General features: G+C 62.9%; 5 protein-coding genes and 2 pseudogenes. 4 read left to right on the top strand and 3 right to left on the bottom strand.

The window, feature by feature from the left end:
* On the top strand, positions 1-1869 hold a 1869-nt coding region (locus tag ACFSQT_RS30425), incomplete at its 5' end, for an STY4851/ECs_5259 family protein (protein WP_379025091.1).
* A 139-nt stretch (positions 1870-2008) separates the two neighbouring features.
* Positions 2009-2530: pseudogene (locus ACFSQT_RS30420) on the top strand (DEAD/DEAH box helicase); the annotation flags it as partial.
* Positions 2531-2722: 192 nt separating this feature from the next.
* Here the strand turns inward: ACFSQT_RS30420 and ACFSQT_RS30415 are convergent.
* A pseudogene (locus ACFSQT_RS30415) lies at positions 2723-3676 on the bottom strand (glutamate synthase subunit beta); the annotation flags it as partial.
* A 140-nt stretch (positions 3677-3816) separates the two neighbouring features.
* A complete protein-coding gene (gene gltB / locus ACFSQT_RS30410) occupies positions 3817-8559 on the bottom strand; it encodes a glutamate synthase large subunit (protein ID WP_379025089.1) in 4743 nt (1580 codons plus the stop codon).
* 470 nt (positions 8560-9029) lie between these two features.
* Here gltB and ACFSQT_RS30405 point away from each other — a divergent pair, with 470 nt between their 5' ends.
* Positions 9030-10082, top strand: coding sequence for a threonine aldolase family protein (locus ACFSQT_RS30405; RefSeq protein WP_379025087.1), 1053 nt, complete (start codon positions 9030-9032; stop codon positions 10080-10082).
* Between the two features lie 69 nt (positions 10083-10151).
* Here ACFSQT_RS30405 and ACFSQT_RS30400 read toward each other — a convergent pair whose 3' ends face one another.
* Complete coding sequence (locus ACFSQT_RS30400) at positions 10152-10619, bottom strand: Hsp20 family protein (RefSeq protein WP_013893124.1); 468 nt, start codon at positions 10617-10619, stop codon at positions 10152-10154.
* Positions 10620-11097: 478 nt separating this feature from the next.
* Here ACFSQT_RS30400 and ACFSQT_RS30395 point away from each other — a divergent pair, with 478 nt between their 5' ends.
* Positions 11098-12075, top strand: a complete 978-nt coding sequence (locus ACFSQT_RS30395; RefSeq protein ID WP_379025084.1) for an alpha/beta fold hydrolase — start codon at positions 11098-11100, stop codon at positions 12073-12075.
* Positions 12076-12092 lie beyond the last annotated feature (17 nt).

Here is a 12092-nt window from a genome sequence, read left to right as displayed (position 1 = left end):
CGCCTCGAGCTCGTTGGTACCGGATCTGTCCGCTCGACCGCCGAATTACTCCATGTATGGGTTTCGGGACAATCGAGGGTGCTTGGCCACGACGGTGGTGGCGTAGAGCGCCTATGGCAATCCGATGGGCGGGCGCTCTGGCGCGTCGAGGGCATGGCGCTCGTCGAGACGGAAGAGGGAGAGCGCTATCGTGTGCAGGCCGGCGCCTCGTCGGACGACGAGCGACGGCTCGATTTGGAGACAATCTTCATTTCTGATTTGTCCTTCGAAGACGGATCAATTCAACCTGTGGCCGCACCTCTGCGGCCGCGAACTCGCGGGAGCGGCGGTGAACCGCGCTTGCGCTTTCTCAGGGAAGGTCGTGAGGTCAGTGCTCAAGGTGCCGCGGAGGGCCTCGTCACCGTTCAATGGCTTGATGACGAAGGATTCCTTATCGAGCGGGCCCGGGTTCTCGCGTTGCCTCAAGGCTTCAGTTTGGAGGGCCGAATCGAGACCGGCGGCGCGCGTGTGTCTTGGCAAGGATTGCAGGGCTGGCAAGTCGCGGCAGTCGATGAGTTTGGCACACAAATCGAGGCCGATCGCCTCGACGCCGGTTTGGTCGCGCCATGGCAGGGACAACCCACTGCGCAACTGCGCATCAGGTTGATCGATCCGTATGGATCTGCCGTCATGGCCATGTTGGACCTGGCGGCTAACGAGACCGTCCTCGTCGACGCCTCAGGCAGGATCCGCAAGGACGCGCCAGAATTATCGCTTGCCAATTTGCGCGGAGCCGTTCTCCTCACCGGTCGGGCGGTGACGATCGATCTCGATTTGCGAGGAGCGGCGAGTGCGCGCGCTTTGATCGCCCGCCGTGTGGAAGGCGAGACGCCAATGATCAAGTTTGGTGCGCTGGCCGAAAGCCTGCTGGGCCTGTCGGCCGAACGTGGCCCCAGCGTGGTGGTAAGGGACGACCGCAATCGGCCGCTATGCACCATCCGCCGTAGTCAAACCGTGCCGTTTGTCAATGACGGCAAGGCCCTCTTCGCGAGTTTGGCTGCAGATGCGTTCGCAGTGGCAAGGCCACTCCTCCATCCTGAAACCGAGCTGGCCCTCACCCAGATCGGCTCCGGGCTATTCCAACTGCCAACCCCGCCGGATGGCCCGTATCTCGTGTATTGCCGTAAAGGCGACGCAGTTGTGACACGTCCCTGGCTGATTGACGCTCCTGTAGGCGGTGGCAGCTCTTCGACCACAACGCGCCTGCAGGCGAATTCATTGATCTCAAAGGAAGACGAACGGCGACTGGCAATCCAGGAGGAGCTTTCGAGGATTGCCGATCGGACGGCATCTAGCGCGGAGCTCTCTCACCTTATCCGTGTTGTCGCGTCGCTTAAGGGGCTCAGTCCGCGAGCGCTCGACCTCACGCGGGAGTTGCCTTCCTGTCCCAAGCTGTTGTGTCGTTTGCTGTTGGCCGCCAGCCCCGAAAGACTAGAGGCAATCCTGACGCTGGAACGCGATCTGCCGTTCCTCTGGATGGCCTTGCCTGTGGACGCATGGAAACAGGCCGCAGGCGCCGAATGGGATCGCGCTGTGCAGGAATTGTCGACTGTGTTCGATTCCGCCCAAGCGTCGAAACAAGCCACGATGCAGATGCAGAAGCGATTTGAAACCCTGGCTGAGCGCACCTTATGGTTTGCCGGTGTGTCACGTTCAATCGGCATTGGAAAGACGCTGCCTCAAGACCTTCGGTCCGTGGCCCAGAATATGTACGCCTTCGCCACGACCAAGTGGACGATCTGCCACGCAGCCTTGCTGAATACGCTGCTCGACTGGGCGCCCCAGCCGGGCTCCAGGGCTTCGATTACAATCACTTCCCGATGCTACTGATGCCGCTTTGTCTCGCCGGCATTGCTTGCGGAAAACTGGAGATGACGCCGGATGTGGCGGCAGGCCTCCGCAACGCGCTGGACTTCGATAGCACCTACATCGCGACAGCTTACCCTCATTGCCTCGAGTTCCTTTCCAAATGACCATCAGACCCTTCGAGACCCTAAGCCGCTTGCGCCAGCGCATGGCGGAAGCCGTGATAGCCCAATCAGGTCTGCGGCATCCGGCGTTGACGGCTCATCTAAGAGAAACGCTGCCCAACCCGCACCATGAAGGCGCGCTCATACCGCCACCCGTTCTGGAAGGCGCCTTTCCATTCGTCACAGCCGATGAGACGCTGGCGGCACTGTCTGGGAGACTTCTCGATGAGCGAACTGTCGCAGCTCTTGCCGGAGACAACAGCGGCGAAGGCTATTCCTTTCCGCAGAAGCGCTCTCCCTATAAGCATCAACTTGAGGCGTGGCGCGTACTAGGAGATCCGAAACCAAGGAGCGCCATCATCTCCGCAGGTACGGGCTCTGGCAAGACCGAATGCTTCTTCGTCCCTATGCTTGACAGCCTCTACAGGAGAAGGGCGCGCGTGAGTGGTGTCGAAGCCATCATGCTTTACCCGCTCAACGCATTGATCGCCAGCCAACAGGAACGCCTCGACGCCTGGACGAAGCCGGCCAATGGCGCCATCCGCTACTGCCTATATAACGGCAACTTGCGTGAGAAGCTGAAGGCAAACGAACAACGAGAGGCATTGTTGCGCGCGCCGCAGAATGTGCCGGACCGCCAGGCGCTTCGCAGAGATCCGCCACCGCTTCTCGTGACGAACCTCACGATGCTTGAGTACATGCTCGTCCGCCCGCTGGGTGACGCGCACCGCACCCTGGCGGAAAGCGGTGCCGACGCAGTCGGAGGCGGTGTCGCCGCCGCCGACGACGACGACATGCTGGCCGCCGGCGATGATCGGATGCGACGGCCACGCCACCGACTGGATCGGCTCGCCGCCGACCCGCCTGTTCTGCTGCACCAGATAGGGCATCGCATCATGCACGCCGCCGAGATCGTCGCCGGGGATACCGGCCGCGCGCGGTGTTTCGGAACCGCCGCAATAGAGCACCGCATCATGTTCGGCGAGCAGCTCGGAGACCTTCTTGTCGACACCGACATTGACGCCGCAATGGAAGGTCACGCCCTCGCCCTGCATCTGCTCGATGCGACGATCGATGTAGTGCTTCTCGATCTTGAAGTCGGGAATGCCGTAGCGCATCAACCCGCCCGGCCGGCTTTCGCGTTCATAGACATGAACGTCGTGGCCGGCGCGGCCAAGCTGCTGGGCGGCCGCCATGCCGGCCGGGCCGGAGCCGATGATGGCGACCCGCTTGCCGGTCTTCTTCTCCGGCGGATAAGGCCGGATGTGGCCGGTCTCATAAGCCTTGTCGGCGATCGCCTGCTCGACCGTCTTGATGGCGACGGGAATGTCCTCGAGGTTCAGCGTGCAGGCTTCCTCGCAGGGCGCGGGGCAGATGCGGCCGGTGAACTCCGGGAAGTTGTTGGTCGAATGCAGGTTGCGGATCGCGTTGTCCCAGTCGCCATTGTAGACGAGGTCGTTCCAGTCCGGGATCTGGTTGTGGATCGGGCAGCCCGTCGGTCCGTGACAGAACGGAATGCCGCAATCCATGCAGCGCGCGGCCTGTTTCTCGACCTCCTTGTCCGACATCGGCAGCGTGAATTCGCGGAAATGCCGGATGCGGTCGGAGGCCGGCTGGTACTTGTGCACCTGCCGGTCGATTTCGAGAAAGCCTGTTACCTTGCCCATAGTCCAGTTCCTGCTGTCCAGATGGTGCGGTTTTCGCCGCACCCGTTAACCTCTTGAGGCAGCCATGGCAACCTTGCCTCAGAGGTCAAACTGTCGATGAAGGTGGCCGGGAAACCTGGGCCTCCCGGCAATGCATAAATCTATTCCGCCGCCACGCCCATGCGCATGCGTTCCATCTCGATCAGCGCGCGGCGGTATTCGACCGGCATGATCTTGCGGAATTTCGGCCGGAATGTCGTCCAGTCGTCGAGGATCTCGCGGCCGCGCACCGAACCGGTGTAGTGCACATGGTTCGAGATCAGCTGATAAAGCCGCTCCTCGTCATGGCTGGTCATGTCGCCGGACACGTCGACGCGCCCCTTGTGATCGAGGTCGCCGCCATGGTGCAGCAGCCTTTCCATCAGGTCGTCTTCTTCCGGAACCGGCTCAAGCTCGACCATCGCCATGTTGCAGCGCTCGGCGAAATCGCCCGCCTCGTCCAGCACATAGGCGACGCCGCCCGACATGCCGGCGGCGAAATTGCGGCCGGTCTTGCCGATGACGACGACGATGCCGCCGGTCATGTACTCGCAGCCATGGTCGCCGACGCCTTCGACGACGGCGACCACGCCCGAATTGCGCACGGCGAAGCGCTCGCCGGCGACGCCGGCGAAATAGGCCTCGCCCTCGGTCGCGCCGTAGAGCACGGTATTGCCGACGATGATCGACTCAGCCGCGACGATCTTGGCCTCTTCCGGCGGCCGGATGACGATACGGCCGCCCGACAGGCCCTTGCCGACATAGTCGTTGCCGGCGCCGACGAGATCGAACGAGATGCCGCGCGCCAGGAAGGCGCCGAAGGACTGGCCGGCGGTGCCGGTCAGCTTCACCGAGATCGTATCCTCGCGCAGGCCCTTGTGCTTGAAGCGCTTGGCCACTTCGCCAGACAGCATGGCGCCGGCCGAGCGGTCGACATTGCGGATGTCGACCTCGATCTTGACAGGCTGCTTGCTTTCGAGCGCGGGCTTGGCCAGCTCGATCAGCTTGCGGTCGAGCACATCGTCGATCGGATGCTTCTGCCGCTCGGTCCAGTGCACCGCTTCATGCGGCGCGTCCGGCTTGAAGAACATCTTCGAGAAATCGAGCCCGCGCGCCTTCCAGTGCACGATCAGGTCGCGCTTTTCCAGGAGATCCGTGTCGCCGATGATCTGGTCGATATGGGTGTAGCCCATCTCTGCCAGCAGTGCCCTCACCTCTTCCGCCACGTAGAAGAAGAAGTTGATGACATGCTCGGGCGTACCCTTGAAGCGCTTGCGCAGCACCGGGTCCTGCGTCGCGACACCGACCGGACAGGTGTTTAGATGGCACTTGCGCATCATGATGCAGCCGGCCGCGATCAGCGGCGCGGTCGAGAAGCCGAACTCGTCGGCGCCGAGCAGCGCGCCGATGATGACGTCGCGGCCGGTGCGCAAGCCGCCGTCGACCTGCAGCGCCACGCGTGAACGCAAGCCGTTCAGCACCAGGGTCTGGTGCGTCTCGGCAAGGCCCATTTCCCACGGGCTGCCGGCATGCTTGAGCGAGGTCAGCGGCGAGGCACCTGTGCCGCCATCATAGCCCGAGATGGTGATGTGGTCGGCGCGCGCCTTGGCAACGCCCGCCGCAACCGTGCCGACGCCGACTTCCGACACCAGCTTGACCGACACGTCGGCCGCCGGATTGACGTTCTTCAGATCGTAGATCAGCTGCGCCAGATCCTCGATCGAATAGATGTCGTGGTGCGGCGGCGGCGAGATCAGGCCGACGCCCGGCGTCGAATGCCGGACCTTGGCGATGGTGGCGTCAACCTTGTGGCCGGGCAATTGGCCGCCCTCGCCGGGCTTGGCGCCTTGCGCCACCTTGATCTGCATCATGTCGGAGTTGACGAGATATTCGGCCGTCACGCCAAAACGGCCCGAGGCGACCTGCTTGATCGCCGAGCGTTCAGGGTTCTTGCCGCCGCCGGGCAATGGCAGATAGCGGTCGGCCTCTTCGCCGCCCTCGCCGGTGTTCGACTTGCCGCCGATGGCGTTCATGGCGCGCGCCAGCGTGGTGTGCGCTTCGCGTGAGATCGAGCCGAAGGACATCGCCCCGGTCGAGAACCGCTTGACGATGTCGGCCGCTGGCATGACGTCGTCGAGCGCGACCTTCGTGCGGCCGGTTTCTTCCGCCAGCTTGATCCTGAACAGGCCGCGAATGGTCTGGGCGCGGGCCGTCTCGCTGTCGATCTGCGCCGAATAGTCCTTAAACGTTTCCCACGATCCCTGGCGCACGGCATGCTGCAAGGTGGCGACCGCGTCGGGCGACCACATATGCGCCTCGCCGCGCATGCGGAACATGTATTCGCCGCCGACCGCAAGGTTGTTGCGCAGCACCGGATCGTTGCCGAAACCGTCGGTGTGGCGGCTGAGCGTCTCGGCCGCGATCTCGTCCAGCCCGACGCCTTCGATCAATGTCGCGGTGCCGGTGAAATACTGCTGCACGAAATCGCTCTTCAGCCCGATGGCGTCGAAAATCTGCGCGCCGCAATAGGACTGATAGGTCGAGATGCCCATCTTGGACATCACCTTGAGGATGCCCTTGCCGATCGACTTGATGTAGCGCGAGACGACTTCGTAGGCGTCCACCTCTTTCGGCAGTTCGCCGCGCTTGTGCATGTCGAGCAGCGTGTCGAAGGCAAGGTAAGGGTTGATCGCCTCGGCGCCGTAGCCGGCGAGGCAGCAGAAATGATGCACTTCGCGCGGCTCGCCGGATTCGACGACGAGGCCGACCGAGGTGCGCAGTCCCTTGCGGATCAGGTGGTGATGCACCGCGGCCGTCGCCAGCAGCGCCGGGATGGCGATCCGGTCCGGCCCGACCTGGCGGTCGGACAGGATGATGATGTTGTAGCCGCCGGCGACCGCCGCCTCCGCCCGCTCGCACAAGCGGTCGATGGCGCCTTGCATGCCCGCGGCCCCTTCATTCGAGCCATAGGTGATGTCGATCGTCTTGGTGTCGAAGCGATCCTCGGTGTGGCCGATGGAGCGGATCTTCTCCAGATCGCCATTGGTCAGGATCGGCTGGCGCACCTCGAGCCGCTTGCGGCGCGAATTGCCGACCAGGTCGAAGATGTTCGGCCGCGGCCCGATGAAGGACACCAGGCTCATCACCAGCTCCTCGCGGATCGGGTCGATCGGCGGGTTGGTGACCTGGGCGAAGTTCTGCTTGAAATAGGTGTAGAGCAGCTTCGACTTGTCCGACATCGCCGAGATCGGCGTGTCGGTGCCCATCGATCCCACGGCTTCCTGGCCTGTCGTCGCCATCGGCGACATCAACAGCTTGGTGTCTTCCTGCGTATAGCCGAACGCCTGCTGGCGATCGAGCAGGCTGACATCCTTGCGCAGCGCGCGCGGCTCGACCGGCTTCAGGTCTTCCAGGATGAGCTGGGTGTTGGCGAGCCAGGTCTTGTAGGGATGCTTGGTCGCAATCTCCGACTTGAGCTCCTCGTCGGAGACGATACGCCCCTTCTCCAGGTCGATCAGAAGCATGCGGCCAGGCTGCAGACGCCACTTCTTGACGATCTTTTCCTCCGGCACCGGCAGCACGCCGGCTTCCGAGGCCATGATGACGCGGTCATCGTCGGTGACGATGTAGCGCGCCGGGCGCAGTCCGTTGCGGTCGAGCGTGGCGCCGATCTGGCGGCCATCGGTGAAGACGACCGCCGCCGGTCCGTCCCAGGGCTCCATCAGCGCGGCATGGTATTCGTAGAAGGCCTTGCGATCGGCATCCATGAGCTTGTTGCCGGCCCAGGCTTCCGGGATCAGCATCATCATGGCGTGGCTGAGGCTGTACCCGCCCTGGAACAGGAACTCGAGCGCATTGTCGAAACAGGCAGTGTCGGACTGGCCCTCGTAGGATATTGGCCACAGCTTCGAGATGTTGTTGCCGAACAGTTCGGAATCGACCGACGCCTGTCGCGCCGCCATCCAGTTGTTGTTGCCGCGCACGGTGTTGATCTCGCCATTGTGGGCGACCATGCGGTAGGGATGCGCCAGCTTCCACGACGGGAAAGTGTTGGTCGAGAAGCGCTGGTGAACCAGGATCAGCGCGGTTTCGAAGCGCGGATCGGTCAGGTCCTTGTAGTAGGCACCGACCTGGTAGGCCAGGAACATGCCCTTGTAGACTATGGTTCGCGCCGACAGCGACACGCAGTAGGAGCCAATGTCTTTGTTGTCGTTCTCGGCGTAGATGCGGCCCGATATCACCTTACGCAGCAGATAGAGCCTGGCCTCGTACTCCTCGTCGTCGGTAATGTCTGGCGTGCGGCCGATGAAGACCTGCCGATGGAACGGCTCTGACGCCACGATGTCCGCCGCCTTCGACAGGGACGAATTGTCGACGGGCACGTCACGGAACCCGATGAGCGGAAGCCCCTCGGACTGCGCCGATTCGGCGATGATGTCCTCGACATGGGCGCGAAGTGCTGCATCCTGCGGCATGAACCAGTGTCCGACGCCGTATTGACCGGCCGGCGGCAGTTCGATGCCCTGGGCTGCCATCTCCTCGCGGAAGAAACAGTCCGGAAGCTGCACCAACACGCCGGCACCATCGCCGACCAGCGGATCGGCGCCGACGGCGCCGCGATGCGTCAGGTTTTCGAGCACGGCAAGCCCGTCCTTGACGATCTGATGCGACTTCACGCCCTTCATGTTGACAATGAAGCCGACGCCGCAGGCGTCATGCTCGTTGCGCGGATCGTAGAGGCCGTGGGCGGAAAAGCCGGTGTCGGTTCGAAACGGCTTCTTGTTGGTTCGGAACGCGGTTTTGACGGTTGCCGCTTTCGTCTGCGCGGCCTGGCCGTTCGTCGCAGAGTGCGTCATGTCCGTCATCTCTTGGTCCTCCGTTCCCAGCCCTTCGGGCGCTGGTTTGCCTCGGCAAGCGCCTGGCTCACCCTGATCCTTGCGGCACGTCTTGCGAAATCCTTGCCGAACCAGGCGGCTTTCCGCATGGTTCGTATTCGTACAGGCCAATGTCTGGCCGTCCAACCTGTCGCTCGCAGCAACAGCCGGAGAGGCCCAAATGATACGCCAATCCAGCTCGTTTTGTGCGACAAAATAAGACAGCACTACTGTCCTAAATTTTTATGACAGAAATCCTGGGCGCGCACAAGGCTGATTCACAAAAATGTTGGAGGTTCCGCGACAGAAAATTACGCGCCGCAGGGGTAAAAACGTAACCTTCGGCCGCCGCCCATTTTCCTGGCCTCACCTGGCTTTACCGCTTTTCCGACGTCTGGCTCTTGCGAGCAGGATGCGAAAACGGCCAAGCTTGCATCGATTTTCCCAGCACAGGCAAACGCATGATCTTCGCTTCCGACAATTGGGCAGGCGCCCATCCCGACATTTCGGCCAATCTGTCCCGGCACGCCGCGGGCATCGCGACCGCCTATGGCGACGGCGAGCTCGACCGCGCCGTCTACCAGCGCTTCAGCGAGATCTTCGAGCGGGAGGTCGCAGTGTTCTTCGTCGCGACCGGCACGGCGGCCAACGCGCTCTCCATGGCGGCATGCAATCGTATCGGCGGCGTCGCCTTCTGCCATTCCGAAGCGCATATGAACGTCGATGAATTCGGCGCGGCGGGCTTCTACACCGGCGGAGCGCGCATGTCGCCGGTTCCTGGACCACTGGGGCGCATTAATCCGCAGGCTCTCGACCGGGCCATCATGCGCTATTCGCAAGACCTCGCCCCCGCCGGCCAGCCGATGGCGGTGACGATCACCCAGGCGACCGAGGTCGGCACGGTCTACACCGTCGATGATGTCAAAGCCGTCTCCGAGGTCGCTCGCCGCCATGGCTTGCCTCTGCACATGGACGGCGCGCGCTTCGCCAACGCGATTGCCGCGACCGACATTTCGCCTGCTGAAATGACCTGGAAAAGCGGCGTCGATATCATCTCCTTCGGCGGCACCAAGAACGGCTGCTGGATGGCCGATGCGGTTGTGGTCCTGAACCCCGACGTGGCGCGTGACCTGCGCCTGCTGCGCCAGCGCGCCGGGCAGACCTTTTCCAAGGCACGCTTCATCTCGGCTCAGTTCGAAGCCTATCTCACCGACGACCTGTGGCTGAGGATGGCGCGCCAGGCCAACGCCATGGCCGCCCGGCTGGCCGAGACGATCGAAGACGCGCCGACAGGCAGGCTGGCCTGGTTGCCGCAGGCCAATGAGGTTTTCGCGGTCCTCGACCGCACCAATGCCGAAAAGCTGCAGGCGGCCGGCGCCAAATTCTACGAATGGGGCGTACCACAGGGATTCGACGGCCACCTCGGCGACAACGAAGCGATCTATCGTTTCGTCGCCAGCTTCGCGACGACGGCCGAAGATGTCGACCGCTTTGGCCAGTTGATCGCGGGATAATCAGTATCCCTGACAACAAAAAAGCGGCGCCTTTCGGCGCCGCTTCCGTCTCGGGAGGAGACTTGTAATTTATGCAGCGGTCTTGGCCTCGATCTGCTTGGCCTTGGCCGGAGCCGAGGTGATCGCGATCTTGCGCGGCTTCAACTCCTCGGGAATGTTGCGCTTGAGGTCGACGAAGAGCAGGCCGTTCTTCAGCGCGGCACCGACGACTTCAACATGGTCGGCAAGCTGGAAGCGGCGCTCGAAAGCCCTCGAGGCAATGCCGCGATAGAGCAGTTCGGAACCTTCGCCGGTGCCTTCGTCCTTGCGCTCACCCTTGACGGTCAGCACATTGCGGTGGGCTTCGATCGAGATTTCCTCGTCGGAGAAGCCGGCAACCGCCATCGAGATCCGGTAGGAATCCTCGCCGGTGCGCTCGATGTTGTAGGGCGGATAGGTCTGCGCGCCATCCGGCTGCGCAAGCGAATCGAGCATGGTGAAGAGACGGTCGAAGCCGACGGTCGAGCGATAAAGCGGGGAAAAATCAACGTGACGCATGAGGTGTTCTCCTGTTGAGCAACATGGTTTGCGTATGGCCGGTGCGAAACCCTTGAGCGGCGTTTCGGCTGGACCAGCGGCCCCGATATTGGCGACCGCATCCAACATTTGGGGAGCGCTTGAAGGCATTTCAAGATTTGACCGGAGGCAAAGACACGAACGGAATTCATCTCGATGAACGGCAGATGAACCGCCGCTTCGGCGCGCGTTCAGATAGCCGGCGCTAGAGTGGGCTCAAGATCAAGGACAGGCGGCGCGCCGGATTTGCATAGGCGCCGCAACGAGGCCGAACCGGGTGTTAACGTCCCTTCCTCCCGGATCGACAGAGGCCGGAAGCACGCTTGATGCGGCTTCCGGCCTTCCCCGTTGCAGGCTCCCGTCACCGGGAATTCCTTTGCTTTTGGCGCATGGGCGTCTATCACCTTAGCGGAGCCAGCCAGCACGGGCGGCACGCCAGACGCCGAGCACGAAGCGCCGAATGATGGATCTTGTCCAAGACATCCCGCTTTTTCACGAAATCGAGGGCAATCCACGACCGGAAAACGCCACCGGCGGCTTCTTCACTACCCGCGACCGCAAGAAGATCCGCTACGGGCTGTTCGGCGCAGTGGCTCGCCCGTTGAAAGGCACCGTGGTCGTGCTCACCGGCCGCAACGAGTGCATCGAGAAATATTTCGAGACCATCCGCAATCTTGCAGATCGCGGCTTTGGCGTCGCCACCCTCGATTGGCGCGGCCAGGGCGATTCCTCCCGCCTGATCCGCGATCGCCAGCGCGGCTATGTCCGGAGCTTCCGCGATTACACTGCCGACCTGGAACAGTTCTTCGAGGAGATCGTGCTGCCCGACTGCCGCGGCCCCTACTACATCCTCGCCCATTCGGCGGGCGCGGTGATCACGCTGCTTGCCGCGCCGTCGATGGTGAACCGCGTGCGGCGCATGGTGCTGATCGCGCCATTCCTGACGCTGCCCGATCTGCCGGTTTCGATATCGACGGTTCGCCGCGTCTGTTCGTTCTTCTGCGCTATCGGCCTTGGCCGGCTCTATGCCGCCTGGGGACCACGGCCGAAGGTGACCGCCCCTTTCGAGACCAACAAGCTGACGTCCGACCCGGTGCGCTATCGGCGCAACACGCGGATTTACGAAGAGTACCCGCAGCTGGCGCTTGGGGGCCCGACGATCCGCTGGCTGCACGCCGCCGCCAAAGCATCCGAAGCTGTCAGCGACCCCGATTTCATGGCTCGCATTCAGGTCCCCATGCTGATAATCGCCGCCGGCGCCGACCAGGTCGTCTCGACCAAGGCGGTGGAAGCCTATGCCAGGCGTCTGCGGCTCGGTTCGCTGCTAATGATCGACGGCGCCCGCCACGAAATCCTGCAGGAGGCGGACATGTACCGCGAGCAACTCCTCGCCGCCTTCGATGCCTTCATACCCGGCAGCGACGACCCTACGGCCTGACAGACGCCGATCCCAGG

The organism is Mesorhizobium calcicola (assembly GCF_042682105.1).
GTDB classification, from domain to species: Bacteria; Pseudomonadota; Alphaproteobacteria; order Rhizobiales; family Rhizobiaceae; genus Mesorhizobium; species Mesorhizobium calcicola.
This window is presented reverse-complemented; position numbering and strand designations above follow the sequence as displayed.